Origin of the sequence: Glutamicibacter sp. NPDC087673, assembly GCF_044743255.1 — a bacterium.
Classification (GTDB): domain Bacteria; phylum Actinomycetota; class Actinomycetes; order Actinomycetales; family Micrococcaceae; genus Glutamicibacter.
Map to the genome: position 1 here is coordinate 35,887 of NZ_JBIUWB010000006.1, position 18,504 is coordinate 54,390.

Sequence of the window (18,504 nt, forward strand, 5' to 3'; positions counted from 1 at the left end):
TTGTGCCTGAGCTCACAGATTGTATATGATTAGTGTGCGATAAAAGATCATGCAGTTCTAATATCGAACATCATATTTATTGACTGAGGTCATCACAGGGAATTGGGGGATGAAACGGTGCAGTTTCACCACAACGGATACATTTCAGCCGATCCACGGGTGCAGCCAGCGGCTGGCGTGGGCATAAACCGTCCCATGGAGATGCCCGATGTCATGGATGTGCTGATCGTCGGTGCCGGTCCCGCAGGCATCATCACCGCCGCCCAGCTTTCCCAGTTCCCTGATGTGCACACCCGCATCATCGACCGACGGCCCGGCCGCCTGGAAATCGGCCAGGCCGACGGGATCCAGTCACGCACGGTGGAGACGTTCCAGGCTTTCGGTTTTGCCGAGCGCATCACCGCCGAGGCCTACATCATCAAGGAAACCACCTTCTGGAACCCTGATCCGCAGAACCCGGATCAGATCATCCGCACCGACCGCACCGCCGATGATCCAACCGGCGTCAGCGAATTCCCGCACCTCGTGGTCAACCAGGCGCGCGTTATCGACTATTTCGCTGATTTCGCGGCGAACTCCCCAGCTCGCACCGTCCCGGACTACGGGTGGGACTTCAAGGAACTGGTCGTTGAAGACGGCGAAGAGTACCCGGTGAAGGTCACCCTGATCGGCTGCGGCGAGAGCAATGACGGCATTGAGCGTGTAGTGCGTGCCAAGTACGTGGTCGGTTCCGATGGGGCCAGAAGCAATGTCCGCCGCTCGATCGGCGCGAAGCTCTCCGGTGACAAGGCCAATCACGCTTGGGGCGTCATGGACACCCTGGGCCTGACCAACTTCCCGGATGTGCGCACCAAGTGCGCCATCCATTCCAAGGCTGGTTCGATCCTGCTGATTCCGCGCGAAGGCGGGCAGCTCTTCCGCCTCTACGTCGACCTGGGTGAAGTTCCGGAAGGGGATAACGGCAAGGTCCGCGAGACTCCGCTGGAAGAAATCATCGAGCGCGCCAAGGCGATTTTGAATCCCTATACCCTCGAGGTCAAGGACGTCGCGTGGCACAGCGTCTACGAAGTAGGCCACCGGCTGGCTGACCGCTTCGATGATGTGCCGGTTGAAGAGATCGGTACCCGTGAGCCGCGCGTGTTCATTACCGGCGACGCCTGCCACACCCACTCGGCCAAGGCCGGCCAAGGCATGAACGTCTCCATGCAGGACGGGTTCAACCTGGCCTGGAAGATCGGCTATGTGCTCTCGGGCCAAGCTCCGGAAAGCCTGCTGCGCACCTACTCGGACGAGCGCAAGGTGATCGCCAAGGACCTGATCGACTTCGACAAGAAGTGGTCCTCCATCATGGCTGCTACTGCGAAGGAGCTTGAAGGCCAAGAAGGCGTTGCCGAGTTCTATGTACGCACGGCCGAATTCCCTGCCGGCTTCATGACCGAGTACGCGGCATCTGCGCTGGTCGCCGGCAAGGAGCACCAGGAGCTGGCCGCCGGATTCCCCGTGGGCAAGCGCTTCCGCTCTTCGGAAGTCATGCGCTTGGCCGATGCCAACCCAACGCACCTGGGCCACCACCATCGTGCCGACGGCCGCTACCGCATCTACGTCTTTGCTGATCAGCAGCCGGTGGGAGAGTCCCAGAAAATTGCCGCCTTGTCGAGTTGGCTGCTGGAGAATGAGCGCTCGCCACTGGTTCGCTTCACGCCGAAGGGTGCCGACGCCGACGCGCTGTTCGATGTCAAGGTGGTCTACCAGCAGGACTACACCACGATGAACGTGAATGACGCGCCGAAGGTGTTCCGTCCGGACACCGGCGTGTTCGGCCTGATGGATTACGAGAAGGTCTACACCGCATTGGACGGCTCGGACATCTTCGAGGAGCGCCAGATCTCCCGCGATGGCGCGATCGTGATCGTCCGTCCGGATATGTATGTTGCCAGCATCCTGCCATTGGATGCGGCCAACGAGCTGGCCCGTTTCTTCGAGCCGATCCTGCTGGAGCAGAACTAGTAGCGCCCTCGCTCCACATATCACCGATGGCACCGCGAGTATCTCGCGGTGCCATCGGTTTCCCTGCGCAGGGCGTCGCGTGGAAGTGCGGAATATTTTTCGGCGCAACGTGGTTGAACCACCAAGGGACAGGACTTCGATGAAAGGTGCCACGGTGAGCCAGGAATTCAGCTTTGACCTTCAGCAGGTGGTCGATTCGGATATGGTGTGTGCCGACGGCGTGTGCTTCGTGCCGCCTACGGACCAGAGAGCTGATCGAGCAGATAGTCACGCAACACCACAGCATGATTAGCCTGCTCATTTTTTGCTCCGTAGACCAAAGTGACCACGGGATGCTGGTCCAGTACTTCCAGAAAGCCATCGACAGCGGGGTTCTGATCTAGCTCGGCGCGATAGTGCTGCGCAAATTCGCCAAAGCGGTCGGCATCGTGATCCCAGCCTTTGCGAAGCCCGGTGCTCGGTGCCAAGGCCTTGGCCCAGTGATCCAGCTGAAGGGCAGCCTTGCTCTTCCCGCGCGGCCAGAGCCTGTCAACCAGGATCCTGTAGCCGTCCTCGACGCTGGGCGCGGTATACGCGCGTTTGAGAAGTATCTTCGTCATGATTCACCTGAAAGTTCCTGAATTCTCATTGCATCGCCTCCATCTGTGGGAAAGGATCGAAGTGCAGGGGCTGCCAAGGCATCATCGTCTCTCTTGGCATCTTGCCACACTGGCAATCCCTTGCAGCGGAAAATATGTACTTTTCTGTTATCAGTTGGGCAGTGAGTAGGCTAATCTGTAAATAGTTTGGTATTACTGACTGTGCCAACACAGAACTCAAGGTCGTCACGCACGAACTGTTAACAGAATTTTCTGGAGGACCCCATAATGTCGGAACATCGGCCGGTTGACCCGCACAACGAGTCTGCCTCTGAGACGACCAATATCGCTCTTCCTGCGGTGCACAAGGGTGCTGAACCTTCGGTCATCTACACCCTGAGTGAGGATGAGAAAAACGCAGTTAACGCCCTGCCAGCTGGTTCTGCGCTGCTGATTGCCCATTCCGGACCAAACAAGGGCGCACGCTTCTTGCTGGACACCGACGAGAGCATCGCAGGCCGCCATCCAAACGCGGATATCTTCCTGGACGATGTGACCGTTTCGCGTCGGCATGCCAAGTTCTCCCGAACGGACGCGAGGTTCACGCTCAGCGACATCGGATCGCTGAATGGTACCTACATCAACGGCGACCGTATCGACGAGATCCCGTTGAGCACTGGTGTTCAGGTTCAGATCGGCAAATTCCGCCTGAATTTCTACCAAAGCGTTCCGAACCTTTAAACTAGTAGAGTTCGAGGTTTTGTCCGCCGGCGTCTGGCACGCCGACATATCCATACATCCGAGGTGTAGACCCTTTGCCGATCTTTGACGCAGCCCGCAGCCCACGTCTCGAGGCTCAACGCCACGAGACCTTCCGGCAGGCCGCGCTGAATATCGGCGAGGTGCTCTCGGAACTCAAGGATGAGTTCCCACGTGTCACTGCGTCCAAGATCCGCTTCCTGGAAGACAAGGGACTGATCATCCCGCAACGTACCTCCGCTGGATATCGAAAGTACTCCGCGTCGGATGTGAGCCGCTTGCGTTTCATCCTTTCGGTTCAGCGCGACCAGTACCTGCCGTTGAAGGTCATCAAGGACCATCTCGACTCGGTGGATCGCGGTGAAGCGCCAGCAGCATTGCCTGGGGGAGCCCCGGTGGCGCCCCAGGCGGTCAACGATGACATGGCTGAGGCCGTGGAGCGCAAAACCCGTTCGGTGTCCTTGGCTGAACTGCAGGGGCTGACCGGTGCCAGCGAGGAGCTCGTTGGCGAATTGATAAAGTTCGGCTTGATCGAACCGGTTGCTGGCCTGTTCGACGCCAACAGCATCAAGGTCACCAAATCGGCCGTTCAGCTGGCGGGCCATGGCGTTGAACCTCGCCACCTGCGGCAGTTCCGTACCGCAGCTGATCGCGAGTTCTCGCTGATTGAATCGATTGTCGGCAACGAACTGAAGAAGCCTGAAGTCTCCGCTCGTGCCCGCGCTGCGGAAGAGGCCCAGGAAATCTCGCGCCAGTGCCTGGAAATTCACGAGGCCCTGGTGCAACGTGCTATTTCCCAACTGGATCGCTAGGCTGAATTCGAACAGGCAACAACAACTCTAAGGGGCTAGCATGCTGGAACTGGAGTTTGCCGGAATCCGTATTCAATTGCCGGCGAATCAGCCGCTGTTGCTGCTCAAATACCCTGAGCGTAATCTCTACCTTCCGCTGTGGATAGGTGCGCCCGAAGCCTCGGCCATCGCAATGTCTGAACAAGGGCTCACTCCGCCTCGGCCGATGACCCATGATCTGCTGCTCAGCGTCATTGAAAGCATGGACGTGAAGCTTGAGCGGATCGAAATAGTCTCGGTAAACAATGCCGTGTTCGTCGCGGAGCTTGTCCTTTCCAACGGCAAACGCGTAGATTCCCGTTCCTCGGATGCCGTCGCCCTTGCCGTGCGCGCCCAGTGCCCGATCATGTGCGCCGAGCACGTCCTGGAAGAAGCTGGCGTGGCCATCGAGAATGAAACTGGCGGCGAAGAGGCACCCGAAGAGCAGTTGCGCGAATTCCGTGAATTCTTGGACAATATTGATCCAGAAGATTTTTCTTCGTAGATATCGCGCGTTTGGTTTCAGTGGAATATTGGCCTTGAATTGGGTAATTCCCCAAGCCTGCGCGACACGCCTTAAAGTTAAGCTTGAAGGTCTTTGACCATTAGTCGTTATCGCCGTACCGTCTTTGCATAGGGACATTTAAAAAGAGCTGTTTTTTGATGGTCATCACTCGCATCTGCGCGGTTCTCATTCGGTCCCTGGATACTCGTTTAGGAACGTGCTGACACGCAAGGAGCAATTGGATGGAGTCTCGCCAGACTGGGCCTCACTATGGGGTCGACGGTGGCAACAAGCAATCCAGCACCCAGGGACTGCTCTTCACCGATGACCTGCCTGAGCTGGATGAACATGCCGGCTACCGCGGTCCAATTGTGTGCAAGGCAGCCGGCATTACCTACCGCCAACTCGACTACTGGGCACGTACTGGCCTGGTAGAGCCGGCAGTGCGCGGAGCCAAGGGATCCGGCAGCCACCGCCTTTATTCATTCCGGGATATCCTCGTGCTCAAGGTTGTCAAGCGGCTGCTGGACACCGGAGTATCCCTGCAGCAGATCCGTTCGGCCGTTTTGCACCTGCGTGAACGCGGCGTTGAGGACCTTGCCCAGATCACGTTGATGAGCGATGGAGCTTCGGTCTACGAATGCACCAGCGCCGACGAGGTCATTGACCTTGTCCAGAAGGGCCAGGGCGTATTCGGCATCGCCGTAGGCCGTGTTTGGCGCGAGGTGGAAGGTTCCCTTGCCCAGCTGCCTTCAGAGAGCTCTGTGCAGCAGACCCTGCCAGAAGATGAATTGGCTGCCCGTCGGGCTGCCAAGGCGGCGCGCAACGTCGGCTAGGGCCGGCAGATAATTCAATTGCTTAAGCTGCTATCCGTATCCGGGCCTAGGTGTTGTTCGGGCCTGCTGCGGACATGACTTCCTTGAGCAACGCGTCGAACTGCGCCAGCATCGGAGCAGTAGCCTTGGAAGGCCACTGGTGCACCGAGTACGCGGCACCTTGGATCTGCTGCCATTCCGGGTGTTCGGGAATCTCGGGCTTGACCATGGAGTCGCCGAACATCTGGCGCATTTCGCCCAAACGGAAGGTATGCTCCGCGGAGTCCTTGCGGACGCGGTTGGCGACAACACGTACCGGTCCCAGGGAAGGAGCGAATTCACGGCGGAAGAGTTCCAATGCGCGCTGGGTGCGCTCGGTGCCGGCCACGGAGAACAAGCTGGGTTCTGCCACTAGCACGAGCTGATCCGACGCGCTCCATGCCATGCGGGTCAAGCCGTTCAGCGATGGCGGGCAGTCGATGAGAACCAATTGGTAACCGCTGGTGCGGCTCAGAAGCTGGGAGAGGCGGCGTAGGTCGCGGGTCCGCAGATCTGGTCGATCGTAGATGCCGGTGAATGCGTCGCCAACGGCAACATCGAGCACTGGAATGCGGGTACGGGATTTCTTCTCTGCTGCCTTGGACTGCCAAGCGCTGGCGACAACCTGATCTTGCAGACGGGCGCGACGAGCGTTCTTGAGCATTTGCCCAATTGGCTGCTTCCCATTAGCCCGGACTCCAAGGCCAGTGCTGGCATCCGCATGGGGATCCAGGTCAATGACGAGAGTCGGAATGCCGGCGGCAAGTGCTGCTGAAGCCAATCCGAGTGTCACGGAGGTTTTTCCTACGCCACCCTTGAGGCTGCTGATGCTCACTACGTGCACGGACCAGACCACGCCTTTCACTGTTCGTTAGTTTAAACGTCCCACCGAATTTTTAGTCTCTCATCATCATAGTGTGCCGAGCCGTGTTTCTCCGACTTTGCAACGTCAGTTTTTGCCATTAGGCACCAGTTAGTGATTAAAACTTCAAAGATCCAATTATTTCATGTGGTCTGACCACAAGGCGAAATGTTTGGACGTTCTGGAGAATCCCCGTGTAGTGTGTTTCACAGAAGTGGCAAATGCTAGCTGCTTTTCGAGACCCGACACGCTGGGATGGCGGGCCTGCACCTGAGGGGAACAGTCCTGATTGTGCCGTTGAACCAGCGTGTACAGATTCGATGTAGGGACACTATGTTTGAAAAGATCTTGGTCGCCAACCGCGGTGAGATTGCGATTCGCGCTTTCCGCGCCGGCTACGAGCTGGGCGCAAAGACCGTTGCTGTCTACCCACATGAGGATCGCAATTCGATCCACCGTCAGAAGGCCGCAGAGGCCTACCAGATCGGCGAAGAGGGCCATCCGGTCCGCGCCTACCTGGATATCGACGAGATTATCCGCGTTGCCAAAGAAGCCGGCGCGGATGCAATCTACCCGGGCTACGGCTTCCTCTCGGAAAATCCTGACCTCGCACGAGCTGCCGAAGCAGCAGGCATCAAGTTCATCGGTCCAAAGGCGGACGTGCTTGAACTGGCCGGCAATAAGGTAGCGGCGCTGAAGGCTGCTCGCGAGGCAGGCATTCCGGTACTGGAATCCTCCGAGCCAAGCGATGATGTTGATTACCTGATTGCCGAGGCCGATCGCATCGGCTTCCCGATCTTCGTCAAGGCTGTAGCCGGCGGCGGCGGTCGCGGCATGCGCCGTGTCGACAAGCGCGAAGACCTGCCGGAGCTGATGGGCGCGGCAATGCGCGAAGCCGGCACCGCCTTCGGGGACCCCACCGTTTTCCTGGAACAAGCAGTGCTGCGTCCGCGCCACATCGAGGTGCAGATCCTCGCCGACGAGCAGGGCAACATTGTCCACCTGCATGAGCGCGACTGCTCGCTGCAGCGCCGCCACCAGAAGGTTGTCGAAATCGCTCCAGCACCGAATCTGGATGAATCGATTCGCCAGGCGCTGTTCCGGGACGCCGTGAAGTTCGCGCAGACTCTGGGCTACCAGAACGCAGGCACCGTCGAATTCCTCGTTGATACCGTGGGCGACCGCGCCGGGCAGCACGTATTCATTGAAATGAACCCGCGCATCCAGGTTGAGCACACGGTGACCGAAGAGGTTACCGACATCGACCTGGTGCAGGCGCAGATGCGCATCGCTGCTGGCGAGTCGCTGAAGGATCTGGAGATCAGCCAGGACACCATCCAGGTGCGTGGCTGGGCCTTGCAGTCCCGCATCACCACCGAAGATCCAGCCAATGGCTTCCGTCCGGATGTTGGAACCATTACCGTCTACCGCTCCGCCGGCGGCTCGGGTGTCCGTCTGGATGGCGGCACGATCTACACCGGCGCCGAGGTGTCCCCGCACTTCGACTCGATGCTGGTCAAGCTCACTTGCCGTGGCCGTGACTACCAGACGGCTGTGGCTCGCGCCCGCCGTGCGCTGGCCGAGTTCCGCGTGCGCGGTGTGGCCACCAACATCCCGTTCATCCAGAATGTGCTCAGTGATCCGCAGTTCCTGGCCGGTGATGTCGCTACCGACTTCATCGACTCCCGCCCGGATCTGCTCACCGGCAATGAATCCCAGGACCGCGGTACCAAGGCGCTGAACTTCCTGGCCCATGTCACGGTGAACCAGCCAAATGGCAGCCGTGTCGAGGGAATCGACCCGCGCAAGAAGCTTCCTGCTTTCCCGGGTGACAAGACCGACGAGCCAGAGCGTTCGCCATTCGATGGCCCCTCCAAGTCCGCCGTGCCGGCCGATGGCTGGCGCCAGAAGCTGCTGGATCTCGGTCCGGAAGGATTCGCCAAGGCCCTGCGCGAGTCGAAAGCGGTGGGCATCACCGATACCACCTTCCGCGATGCGCACCAGTCGCTGCTGGCCACCCGCGTCCGCACCCGCGACCTGCTCGCGGCAGCACCGGCCTACGCGCACAACGTCCCGCAGCTGTTCTCCATGGAAGTCTGGGGCGGTGCCACCTACGATGTGTCCCTGCGATTCCTGGGCGAAGATCCCTGGAAGCGCCTGGAGCTGCTGCGTGCGGAGCTGCCGAACATCCCGTTGCAGATGCTGCTGCGCGGCCGCAATACCGTGGGCTACACTCCATACCCAACCGAGGTCACCGACGCTTTCGTGAAGGAAGCCGCGTCCGCAGGCATCGACATCTTCCGCATCTTCGATGCGCTGAACGATGTTTCGCAGATGGCTCCGGCCATCAAGGCGGTACGCGACACCGGCACCGCAGTCGCCGAAGTGGCCCTGTGCTACACCGGCAACCTGCTGGATGCCAACGAGAAGCTGTACACCCTGGACTACTACCTGGAGCTGGCACAGCAGATCGTCGACGCTGGCGCGCATATCCTCGCAATCAAGGACATGGCCGGCCTGCTGCGCCCAGCGGCAGCAACCAAGCTGGTCACGGCCCTGCGCGAACGCTTCGATCTTCCGGTGCACCTGCACACCCACGACACCTCCGGCGGGCAGCTGGCGACGTTGATGGCTGCCATCGACGCCGGTGTGGACGCCGTCGACGTGGCCAGCGCGGCCATGGCGGGCACCACCTCGCAGCCATCGGCCTCTGCACTGGTCGCAGCGCTGGAGTTCACCGAGCGTGATCCCGGCCTGTCACTGGATGCCGTGGCGTCGCTGGAACCGTACTGGGAAGCAGTGCGCGCCATGTACAAGCCATTCGAATCCGGACTGCCAGCGCCAACCGGCCGTGTCTACCAGCACGAGATTCCGGGCGGCCAGCTTTCGAACCTGCGCCAGCAGGCCATTGCATTGGGCCTGGGCGAGCGTTTCGAAGCGATCGAGTCGATGTACGCCTCGGTCAATGACATGCTCGGCAATGTGGTCAAGGTGACTCCATCGTCCAAGGTCGTCGGCGACCTGGCCTTGCAGCTGGTGGGTTCCGGAGTCCCAGCCGCGGACTTCGAAGCGAACCCGCAGAACTACGACATCCCGGATTCGGTCATCCAGTTCCTCTCGGGCGAGCTGGGCAACCCTCCAGGCGGTTGGCCGGAACCGTTCCGCACCAAGGCGTTGCAGGGACGCAATGTCAAGGCCCATGTCGAGGACCTCTCGGCAGAGGACCTGACAGCGCTGCAGGCGGATTCGCAGACGATTCGCGGTACCCTGAACCGGTTGCTCTTCGCTGGCCCAACCCGTGACTTCGAGAAGTCGGTGGAGAACTACGGCGATTTGTCCGTCCTGCACACCCGCGACTACCTCTACGGCCTGGTTCCCGGCTTTGAGCATGTCATTTCGCTGGGTACCGGTGTTCGATTGCTGGTCAGGCTGGTATCGGTATCGGAAGCCGATGAGAAGGGCCTGCGCACCGTCGTGGTCAACCTCAACGGCCAGTCCCGCCAGCTCAAGGTCCGCGACGAATCGGTAGAATCCACCGTGAAGTCCGCGCCGAAGGCCGATCCGAACAACAACGGCCACGTCGCTGCACCCTTCGCGGGAGCGGTGACTGTGAACGTCAAGGTCGGCGACCTGATCGAGGCCGGCCAGTCTGTGGCCACCATCGAAGCAATGAAGATGGAAGCTGGCATCACTGCCAACGCGGGTGGCGTGGTCAGCCAGGTAACCCTGAATGGCACCAGCCAGGTACAGGGTGGCGATCTGCTGCTGGTGATCGAACCCAAGTAGCATCCGCAGTACCCAGAGCACGGGGGCTCGTGACCAAGGTTGCGGGCCCCTGCGCTCTGCCAACTAATCGTGCGAACCACAAAGCAGAAGGAGCTGTGATGCGCCCAAGCAAGATGACGCCCGGGGCTGTGCCCGCCCGGCTGAGGCAGCAGGTTGCCGAGCTGGGATCCAAGGGCCAGCCGATCACGGTACTGGTCTTCACCCTCGACACGCATCTTCCGTTCTGCGAAATCGCAGAGCACCTGGCCGAACAATTCGGCGAATTGGATTGCAAGGCCCAGGTGGCCACGGCCGGACCGCAGCGCGTGCAATCGGTGATGGACGGGAAATTCACAACCACCAACGTGTTGGTGGTTGTGGGCGATACCAGTGCCGACTCGGAAGACCGGCTCATGGAATTGGTCGAATGGCTGCTGGCCAATGGCCGCAAGGACCTGGCTGGGAACCTGATCTACGCGGTGCTTGGCCACGAGCACCAGAATCACGCCACCCAGGCATTCAGCCGCGTGGTATTGCCGCGCAGCTACTATGCCCGAACACAGCAAAGCGGCCTCAAGTTGCCTTGGGCCGCCTCAGCTCGCGAATCGTGGGAGCTGGCTAATGCAGTGCTGGACTATGCTGTCGGCTTGGGCGCCGAGTAGATGCCTTCGATCACGGCCTCGTAGTCCTTGAGCACTACTGCACGCTTGATCTTCATCGAGGGAGTCAAATGACCGGTTTCCTCGGTGAAGTCAGCAGGCACAACGCGGAAGGACTTGATCGCCTCGGCCTTGGATACCGAGGTGTTGGCCTTGTCGATGACCGCCTGCACGGTTTCGAGCACCTTTGGATGGGTCGATAGCTCGTCCAGCGACAGGTTCTGGTCCATCTGGTGACGGGCCAGCCAACCTGGCAGGGCTTCTGGATCCAAGGTCACCAGGGCCGCAATGAACGAGCGGCCCTCGCCGATGACCACGCACTGGGAAACCAGCGCGTCGGCGCGGATCTGGTCCTCAAGCAGCGCAGGAACCACGTTCTTGCCGCTGGCGGTGACGATGATTTCCTTCTTGCGCCCGGTGATTCTCAGGAATCCGTCGGCGTCGAGTTCGCCGATATCCCCGGTGCGGAACCAGCCATCGGTGAAGGTCTCATCCTGCAGCTCTGGACGGTTGCGGTAGCCGCGCATCACGCAAATGCCCTTGGTGAGGATCTCTCCGTCCGCGGCGATGCGCACGGCGTTGCCCGGCAGCGGCTTGCCTACGGTGCCGATCTTGATCCGGTCCAGGGTGTTCACCGTGATCGGTGCGGTGGTTTCAGTCAGGCCGTAGCCTTCCAGAATGGTGACCCCGATGCCGTTGAAGAAGTGGCCGAGGCGCTCGCCCAGCGGACCTCCGCCGGAGACCGCATGGCGGATGTTGCCACCCATCGCGGTGCGCAGTTTCTGGTAGAGCAGGGCGTCGAAGAGCTTGTGCTTCAGGTTCAGCACGAGCGGTACCTTGCCCTCCTGCTTGGCGCGGGAGTATGCCACTGCAACGTCAACGCCGGCGTGGAAGATCTTGCCCTTGCCGCTATCTTCAGCCTTGAGCATGGCCGAGTTGTAGACCTTCTCGAAGACGCGTGGCACAGCGAGGATGAAGTTCGGCTTGAAGGACTGGAGGTCCTCGAGCAGGTGCTTGACATCGGGGGTGTGTCCGGTGCGGCAACCAGCGGCAATGTTGACTACCGAGATGAAGCGGGCGAAAACGTGAGCCAGCGGGAGGAACATGATGGTCGATGCGCCCGGGTAAACGGCGCCGGGCAAGGTAGCCACAGCGTTCTCCGCCAGCTCCACGAAGTTGCCGTGGGTCAGCTCGCAGCCCTTGGGGCGGCCGGTGGTGCCCGAGGTGTAGATGATCGTGGCGATGTCATCCAATGCTGTGCCCGAACGGCGGGCTTCGAGCAACTGGTCATCGACGTTCCGGCCATCTTCGGAGAGCTGTTCCAGCCCGCCATCGAACTGCCAGACGTGATCCAGTCCGTCGAGCTGTTCCTGATGGGCGGCGCGGCGGACCACGGCTTCCTGGGCGGCGGCCTCAACGACGACGGCCTTGGCACCGGAATCGGAAACGATCCAGGCAACCTGGCTAGGGGAGGAAGTTTCATAGACGGGGACGGTGACGCAGCCGGCGAACCAGATGGCGAAGTCAACCAGCGTCCACTCGTAGCGGGTCTTGGCCATCAGCGCGATGCGGTCGCCAGGTTCGATGCCATTGGCGATGAACCCCTTCGCAATAGCCCGGGCGTCGGCAGCGAACTGCGATGCCGTGACATCATTCCACGTTCCGTCGGTTCCCGGCTTTGAGAACAATGCCGGGTTGGCCGCTGAATTCGCGTGGCGTAATAGCAGATCTGTAATATTCGACTGCTGTGGCGAATGAATGCGAATTGGCGAGCTGTATTCGCGCATCTGGTCTTCAACTCCTGAAACTCTGTGTGACCCCATTAGCAATAGCGGGTAACCCGCATCACATATTTATTACTATAGAGTAACCTACCGTGTGGTGTACTCAAAGCCGTTTTCTATACTTGAGCCCCATCATCTCCCGGATCGCGTTCAGTGGGAAGACGTTTGAGCAAGTAGGCGATTCCGAGCAGGGCGGCGAGTGCCAGCCCGAAATAGATGAACACCGGAGCTGCGCGGAAAAACACCACGCACAGCAGCAACCCAAGCGGACCGCCAGCGGCGCCAACCCAGGCGAGGTTCAGCATCGGATCACCTGAACCCAGCGCGGCGGGTTCTTCTGGAACGAACTCTTCCGGGGTCTGCTCAGCAACATAGTCGCGCGGTCCGCGAACCGCGGCAGGCCCGGTGTTGAAGAGCTTCTCCAGTCTCGCCGCGCGCTCGTCGGCGCTGGGTTCGCGGGGTACCGAGGCATCAAGCTGACGGAAATTCTCGACTAGCTCATCCCACTGCGGATCATTCTGGTTTGAAGGATGGGCATCTTCCGGATTCATGCGCGCTCCTCCTTGCGCTTCTGTTCCGTGGCGGCCAGCTGCGCGAAGAAGCGAGCGGATTCGTGGAAAATCTGCTCCGCATCGTAGTCCAGGGTGGCTACGTGCTTGGAGTGCAAGAGCATGTGGTGCTCGGCCAGGGTGCCCGAGTTCAGGCCCTCGACCAGCTCGCGCACCGACTGCTCTGAGACTACGTTGTCGACGGTGGAACGGAAGAGCTGCACCGGGGCGTTCACCAGCTCCAAGCGCCGGCGGGTCTGGGCAAAGAGCGAACGGAGTTCGGCTACGGCTGCTACCGGGGTGCGCGGGTAGGCCCCTTCATCGACACCGCGCTTGGCGATGTCATTGCTGATAGGGGCAACGCTGCGCACTACATGCTTGAGCCAAGGAGTATAGGAGGACAAGGGGGAGTCCACGACCAGGCCCGGATTGACCAGCGAAACACCGGCTACATTGCGGCGGGTCGCCAGATGCAGGGCCAGGGCGCCGCCCATGGAAAGGCCAGCGGCGAATACCTGCTCGTGCGTGCGCGCGAGCCTGTCAAAAGCCGCTTCGGTAGCGTGGATCCACTGGCCATAACCTCGACCGACCATGTCCTGCCATTGCGTTCCGTGCCCGGGCAAAAGGGGAATGTCCGTGTCGAATCCGGCCTGCTCCAAGGAATCCGCCCATGGCTGCATGGAAACAGCGGAGCCGGTAAAACCGTGGATCAAAAGTACTGCACATGGACGTTTGCGCTCGTCCAGCGGAGTATTGCCTGCATCAAGTTTCATCGTGAACCCTCCGGATTTCTGCCTTCACCTTCGAGCGTAGTGCACAATTGAAGGGTGCGGAGTGCGCTTCGACCAGTAAGGTCGCGGTTTCTCTTCCCGCGTAGCTGGTCAACTAGAAGAAGGAATTTTCCCGCTGTGCTGTACGACTTCCTCAAGCGTTTCGCTGTCCGGCCGCTAATACGAATTTTCTTCCGCGTCAAGATCCAGGGCATCGGCAATGTGCCTGAAACCGGTGCGGCGATCTTGGCTTCCAACCACCTGTCGGTGAGCGACTCGGTGTTCCTCCCAGCGGCGCTGGATCGTACCGTGATTTTCCTGGCCAAGGACGAGTACTTCAACGGCAAGGGCATCAAGGGCCGGATCACCGCGTGGTTCTTCCGCAATATCAACCAGCTGCCCATGGACCGTTCAGGCGGGCAGAAATCGGCTGCTTCGCTGGCCAGTGCCAAGAACGCACTGGCGCAGGGCCAGGTGCTGGGCATCTATCCGGAAGGCACCCGTTCACCGGATGGACGGTTGTACCGGGCCAAGCTCGGCGTCGCCAAACTCGCCCTGGAAACAGGTGCACCGGTGATACCAATTGCAATGATTGGCACCGACAAGGTCCAGCCCATCGGCCAAAGCCTGCCGCATCCGGGCCGGATCGGGATCAAGATCGGCAAGCCGCTGACCTTCGAGCACCTGAACGGCAGGTCCGCGAATCCTGAAACGCTTCGCGCTTGCGCCGACGAGATCCGCAAGGCAATCAATGTCCTGTCAGGTCAGAGCTACGTCGACATCTATGCTCCACGCAAACCAAAGAAGTAGCAGGCCGCTATGCGCAGTGTTACGGCGACTTGTTACATTCATCGCGGTCCTTTGAGCTGATGCCACGTAGAATGGGCAAGGTGAGCGAAGAAAACCGAACCCCATTGCCAGGCTCCTCCGTAGCCGGCCCCGCCACCGATCCGCAACTAGATTTGTGGCGTGAATTGCCAATTGCCCAGCAGCCGACTTGGCGTGAGCACAAGGACTATCAGTCCTCCATCAACGAATTGGGTTCGCGTCCGCCACTGGTATTTGCCGGCGAAGTCGACGTACTGCGCGAACGCTTGGCCGCAGCAGCCCAGGGCAAGGCCTTCTTGCTGCAGGGCGGCGACTGCGCCGAAACCTTTGCCGATGCAACCGCCGACAAGATCTCCTCGCGAGTTCGCACCATCTTGCAGATGGCTGTGGTGCTGACCTATGGCGCTTCGATGCCGGTAATCAAGATGGGACGCATGGCTGGCCAGTTCGCCAAGCCGCGCTCCTCGAATGACGAAACCCGAGATGGTGTTACTTTGCCGGCATTCCGCGGCGACATCGTCAACGGCTTCGACTTCACACCCGATTCCCGTGCCCACGATCCGAAGCGCATGGTGCAGGCCTACAACACCTCATCGGCCACGCTGAACCTGATCCGCGCGTTCACCCAGGGCGGCTTCGCAGACCTGCGCAGCGTGCACTCGTGGAACAGCGGATTCATGGCCAACCCGGCGCACTCCGCCTACGAGCAGCTGGCCGGCGAGATCGACTCGGCCATCCGCTTCATGGATGCCTGCGGTGCAGACTTCGAGGCGCTCAAGCGCACCGAGTTCTTCGCCTCCCATGAAGCACTGCTGCTGGACTACGAGCGTGCGTTGACGCGTACCGATTCGCGGACCGGCCTGCCGTACGACACCTCCGGCCACTTCCTGTGGATCGGTGAAAGAACCCGTCAGCTGGACCACGCACATGTGGACTTCCTCTCGCGCGTGCGCAACCCAATCGGCGTGAAGCTGGGCCCGAACTCGGATCCGGAAGATGTCCTCGCGCTGATCGAAAAGCTCGATCCGAACCGCGAACCAGGACGCCTGACCTTCATCACCCGCATGGGTGCGAAGAACATCCGCGAGAAGCTGCCAAACCTGATCGAAAAGGTCACGGCCTCCGGCGCCCAGGTGCTGTGGGTTACGGACCCAATGCACGGCAACACGGTCACCAGCCAGAACGGCTACAAGACCCGCAACTTCGAAGATGTCATGGACGAAGTCCGCGGCTTCTTCGAAGTGCACGACGCGCTGGGCACCTTCCCAGGCGGCCTGCATGTGGAGATGACCGGCGACGATGTGGCTGAGTGCCTCGGCGGAGCGGATCCGATCCGCGAGGAAGACTTCGACTCGCTGTACGAGTCGCTGTGCGACCCGCGCCTGAACCACCGCCAGTCCCTGGAGATGGCCTTCCTGGTCTCCTCGGCACTGCAGAGCCGCAGCCGAAACCGCTAGCAGCTAGAGAATAATCCGGTTCCCGACAGCGGGAACCGGATTATTTTTATGCCTGGGGGAACGGCGCAGGCCTCAGAAGGCGTAGATGCTGATCTCGCTGCCGCGCACGGCTTGCTGGTGCAATGGAGACTGCATGCGAACGGTCTGGCTGAAACCGCCAAAGACATTGTGCGTCTTCACGGAAAAGCCGGCGGCTTCCAGTGCAGAGAGTGCTTCCTCGACGCCCATGCCGAGCACGGATGGGATCTGGACGTATTCTGGTCCTTCCGAGAGATTCACTGTCACGGTGCTGCCGTACGCAACGGTGCCCTGGGCCGGGTCCTGGACGGCGACTAGGCCTTTTTCGGTCGTCGTGGAATGGACGGATTCACCGGTTTCCAGCTTCAAGCCCATGGACTCAAGCTTTTCCTTGGCCGCATCCTTGCCAAGACCAATGACCGCAGGAACAGGAACCGGAGCATGTCCCTTGGAAACAGTGAGGGTGATGATGTTCTTCCGCGGCAATTTCTTGCCGGCGGCAGGGGAGGAACTGATAATCTCGCCCTTCGTCACCGATTCCGAGTAGGCCTCGGCTTCCTGGACATCTTCGAAACCGATTTCATCGAGCAACTTGGTGGCCTGATCCAGGGTTTTCCCGGTGAAATCCGGAACTGCAAAAAGCTGAGGGCCTTGCGAAACGATCAGATCGATTCCCTGGAACTTCATGATGTTCTCGCCGGTCCCCGGCTGCGAGTCGACCACCCTGCCGATGGCAATCTCATCGTTGTAGGTCGTGCCTACCCGAACTGGAACACCTTGGCCATCCATTTGCGCGACTGCCTGCGATTGAAGCATGCCGGTCAATGACGGGATGCGGATGACGGTTCCGGGGCCGCGGCCGAAGAACCATCCGGCACCTGCGACCAGAGCCACGATGAGGATCCACATCACGGTGATGACGAACTTCTGCGTACCCGAGCGAGGCTGACGCAACCGGTGGGTGGGTACCTGTGCTTCCTTGCGCCACTTTCTTGCAGCCTGCTTCTGCGCACGCTTTTGGCCACGTACCGACAGCGGTGCTTCGGAATCGGCGTCATTCTCGTGGGCCGGTTCCAGATCGCGGCCGCGGGTGTACACCGACGTTGCGGCTATGCCAGAATCAGCGGCAAGATCAGTGGGACGAGGCTGGGCCAGTGTGGCTTGCGCATCGCGAAGATCCAAGACTTCGGTGGCGTCAACCGCGGCAATGACGGTTGTCTGGTCAGGATCGGCGGGGGCATCATCGATAACGTAGCTGTCCTCGTGCTGAGCAGTATTCCGCTTCAGCCATAGCTGTTCACGCTCATCTTCGCGCTCGCGTTGCATCGCATCAAGACGCTGCTGCAGCGTAGTGGGCATCTGCGCCATAGTTTGCGGGGTGAGATCTTCAATCCCGCCGAGGTCCTCGGCGCCCAGGTCCAGTTGCGCATCGTTGAGCGTTGAGCGGATCTGGATGATCTCCTCCAGCAGCAGCGAAGCATCTTGCGGGCGCTTCTCTGGATCCTTCTCGGTGCACCATCGAACCAACTCATCGAGATCTTCGGCCAATCCCGGAACCAAGTCCGAGGGCATGGGCATGGGGGAGTCCAGATGATGCTTCATTAATGCAGCGGCATTGGTCTCGGTATACGGTGCTTGTCCAGTCAGCATCTGGTAGATCATGATGCCCAGTGCGTAGATGTCGCTGCGCGAATCGGCTGGTGCCCCTGAAACTAGTTCGGGGGAGACATGGGACAGCGTGGCGACGAGCGTGGCTGACTGGGTATGGGCGCTGGCAGCACGGGCCAAGCCGAAGTCGGTAACTTTCACTTCGCCGGTATCGGAGAGCAGCACATTTGCCGGTTTCATATCCCGGTGGATGATTCCCTCGCTGTGCGCGGCGCTGAGACCGTGGCAAATTTGTTCAAGGACGCTTAGCGCCTGACGCGGAGTAAAGCGGCCGCGTTCTTCAATGACCTGTTCGAGGTTCCGTCCTCGAACATACTCCATCACGAGGTACACCAGATTATCGCTCACGTTGTGATCGCGGATGGAGACCACATTCGGATGAGTGATATTCGCAGCGATGACAGCTTCGGATTCGAATCGCTCACGCACTGTATGCTCGCTGGAGAAGTTGTCGTTCAGGATCTTCACGACAACCGCTCGATGCAGGCGCTTGTCCATGCTGCGGTAGATGCGTGACATGCCACCCAGGGCAAGCAGATGGTCCAGTCGGTATCGACCATCCAGCGTCTTGCCCAGGTTGGGGTCGGTCAGGGCCGGGCTCATTTTGCGGTC

The 18,504-nt window shown here is 60.2% G+C and carries 15 protein-coding genes; 9 read left to right on the top strand and 6 right to left on the bottom strand.

Annotation, left to right across the window (positions count from 1 at the left end; translation table 11 throughout):
• Positions 1 to 117: 117 nt before the first annotated feature.
• Positions 118 to 2,007, top strand: a complete 1,890-nt coding sequence (locus ACIOTL_RS14450) for an FAD-binding monooxygenase (protein WP_105662555.1) — start codon at positions 118 to 120, stop codon at positions 2,005 to 2,007.
• 236 nt (positions 2,008 to 2,243) lie between these two features.
• Here ACIOTL_RS14450 and ACIOTL_RS14455 read toward each other — a convergent pair whose 3' ends face one another.
• Complete coding sequence (locus ACIOTL_RS14455; protein WP_133834491.1) at positions 2,244 to 2,606, bottom strand: DUF488 domain-containing protein; 363 nt, start codon at positions 2,604 to 2,606, stop codon at positions 2,244 to 2,246.
• 267 nt (positions 2,607 to 2,873) lie between these two features.
• Between ACIOTL_RS14455 and ACIOTL_RS14460 the strand changes: the two genes are divergently transcribed.
• The 4 genes from ACIOTL_RS14460 (at position 2,874) to ACIOTL_RS14475 (ending at position 5,515) form a co-directional block, all read left to right on the top strand.
• Positions 2,874 to 3,326 (top strand): FHA domain-containing protein, encoded by a 453-nt coding sequence (locus ACIOTL_RS14460; RefSeq protein ID WP_105659058.1) that lies wholly within the window; start codon positions 2,874 to 2,876, stop codon positions 3,324 to 3,326.
• Between the two features lie 74 nt (positions 3,327 to 3,400).
• Positions 3,401 to 4,156 (top strand): MerR family transcriptional regulator, encoded by a 756-nt coding sequence (locus tag ACIOTL_RS14465; RefSeq protein WP_286134412.1) that lies wholly within the window; start codon positions 3,401 to 3,403, stop codon positions 4,154 to 4,156.
• A gap of 40 nt (positions 4,157 to 4,196) precedes the next feature.
• The gene (locus tag ACIOTL_RS14470; protein WP_105662558.1) at positions 4,197 to 4,679 is read left to right on the top strand and encodes a bifunctional nuclease family protein; all 483 of its coding nucleotides are present in this window, start codon (positions 4,197 to 4,199) and stop codon (positions 4,677 to 4,679) included.
• A 242-nt stretch (positions 4,680 to 4,921) separates the two neighbouring features.
• On the top strand, positions 4,922 to 5,515 hold the full coding sequence (locus ACIOTL_RS14475; RefSeq protein ID WP_105659060.1) for a MerR family transcriptional regulator: 594 nt from the start codon (positions 4,922 to 4,924) through the stop codon (positions 5,513 to 5,515).
• A gap of 46 nt (positions 5,516 to 5,561) precedes the next feature.
• Here the strand turns inward: ACIOTL_RS14475 and ACIOTL_RS14480 are convergent, their stop codons facing one another.
• Positions 5,562 to 6,377, bottom strand: a complete 816-nt coding sequence (locus ACIOTL_RS14480; RefSeq protein ID WP_105659072.1) for a ParA family protein — start codon at positions 6,375 to 6,377, stop codon at positions 5,562 to 5,564.
• Positions 6,378 to 6,728: 351 nt separating this feature from the next.
• On the opposite strand from ACIOTL_RS14480, the gene ACIOTL_RS14485 reads away from it, so the two are divergent.
• A complete protein-coding gene (locus ACIOTL_RS14485) occupies positions 6,729 to 10,181 on the top strand; it encodes a pyruvate carboxylase (protein WP_332487295.1) in 3,453 nt (1,150 codons plus the stop codon).
• Positions 10,182 to 10,279: 98 nt separating this feature from the next.
• Entirely contained in the window at positions 10,280 to 10,822 is a 543-nt protein-coding gene (locus ACIOTL_RS14490; protein WP_332487293.1) for a hypothetical protein, read from the top strand.
• Here the strand turns inward: ACIOTL_RS14490 and ACIOTL_RS14495 are convergent.
• From ACIOTL_RS14495 to ACIOTL_RS14505, 3 genes are all read right to left on the bottom strand, one after another.
• Complete coding sequence (locus ACIOTL_RS14495) at positions 10,795 to 12,606, bottom strand: AMP-dependent synthetase/ligase (protein WP_388025390.1); 1,812 nt, start codon at positions 12,604 to 12,606, stop codon at positions 10,795 to 10,797. The genes ACIOTL_RS14490 and ACIOTL_RS14495 overlap by 28 nt on opposite strands.
• 113 nt (positions 12,607 to 12,719) lie before the next feature.
• Positions 12,720 to 13,154, bottom strand: a complete 435-nt coding sequence (locus ACIOTL_RS14500) for a hypothetical protein (protein WP_133834488.1) — start codon at positions 13,152 to 13,154, stop codon at positions 12,720 to 12,722.
• Positions 13,151 to 13,924: a carboxylesterase gene (locus tag ACIOTL_RS14505; protein ID WP_133834487.1), complete on the bottom strand. Its 774-nt coding sequence runs from the start codon at positions 13,922 to 13,924 to the stop codon at positions 13,151 to 13,153. The genes ACIOTL_RS14500 and ACIOTL_RS14505 overlap by 4 nt, the downstream gene beginning before the upstream one ends.
• A gap of 135 nt (positions 13,925 to 14,059) precedes the next feature.
• Between ACIOTL_RS14505 and ACIOTL_RS14510 the strand changes: the two genes are divergently transcribed.
• Both ACIOTL_RS14510 and ACIOTL_RS14515 read left to right on the top strand, forming a co-directional pair.
• Positions 14,060 to 14,731 carry a 1-acyl-sn-glycerol-3-phosphate acyltransferase gene (locus tag ACIOTL_RS14510; protein ID WP_105659066.1) on the top strand — a complete coding sequence of 224 codons (672 nt, stop codon included), beginning with the start codon at positions 14,060 to 14,062 and terminating at the stop codon, positions 14,729 to 14,731.
• A gap of 71 nt (positions 14,732 to 14,802) precedes the next feature.
• Entirely contained in the window at positions 14,803 to 16,206 is a 1,404-nt protein-coding gene (locus ACIOTL_RS14515) for a class II 3-deoxy-7-phosphoheptulonate synthase (RefSeq protein ID WP_105659067.1), read from the top strand.
• Positions 16,207 to 16,278: 72 nt separating this feature from the next.
• Here ACIOTL_RS14515 and ACIOTL_RS14520 read toward each other — a convergent pair whose 3' ends face one another.
• Positions 16,279 to 18,495, bottom strand: a complete 2,217-nt coding sequence (locus ACIOTL_RS14520) for a Stk1 family PASTA domain-containing Ser/Thr kinase (protein ID WP_105659068.1) — start codon at positions 18,493 to 18,495, stop codon at positions 16,279 to 16,281.
• Between the last annotated feature and the right edge of the window lie 9 nt (positions 18,496 to 18,504).

Coding starts and splice junctions, on each gene's coding strand:
- ACIOTL_RS14455 (WP_133834491.1), bottom strand. CDS start 2,606: ATGACGAAGATACTTCTCAAACGCGCGTATACCGCGCCCAGCGTCGAG.
- ACIOTL_RS14460 (WP_105659058.1), top strand. CDS start 2,874: ATGTCGGAACATCGGCCGGTTGACCCGCACAACGAGTCTGCCTCTGAG.
- ACIOTL_RS14470 (WP_105662558.1), top strand. CDS start 4,197: ATGCTGGAACTGGAGTTTGCCGGAATCCGTATTCAATTGCCGGCGAAT.
- ACIOTL_RS14475 (WP_105659060.1), top strand. CDS start 4,922: ATGGAGTCTCGCCAGACTGGGCCTCACTATGGGGTCGACGGTGGCAAC.
- ACIOTL_RS14485 (WP_332487295.1), top strand. CDS start 6,729: ATGTTTGAAAAGATCTTGGTCGCCAACCGCGGTGAGATTGCGATTCGC.
- ACIOTL_RS14490 (WP_332487293.1), top strand. CDS start 10,280: ATGCGCCCAAGCAAGATGACGCCCGGGGCTGTGCCCGCCCGGCTGAGG.
- ACIOTL_RS14495 (WP_388025390.1), bottom strand. CDS start 12,606: ATGCGCGAATACAGCTCGCCAATTCGCATTCATTCGCCACAGCAGTCG.
- ACIOTL_RS14500 (WP_133834488.1), bottom strand. CDS start 13,154: ATGAATCCGGAAGATGCCCATCCTTCAAACCAGAATGATCCGCAGTGG.
- ACIOTL_RS14505 (WP_133834487.1), bottom strand. CDS start 13,924: ATGAAACTTGATGCAGGCAATACTCCGCTGGACGAGCGCAAACGTCCA.
- ACIOTL_RS14515 (WP_105659067.1), top strand. CDS start 14,803: ATGGGCAAGGTGAGCGAAGAAAACCGAACCCCATTGCCAGGCTCCTCC.
- ACIOTL_RS14520 (WP_105659068.1), bottom strand. CDS start 18,495: ATGAGCCCGGCCCTGACCGACCCCAACCTGGGCAAGACGCTGGATGGT.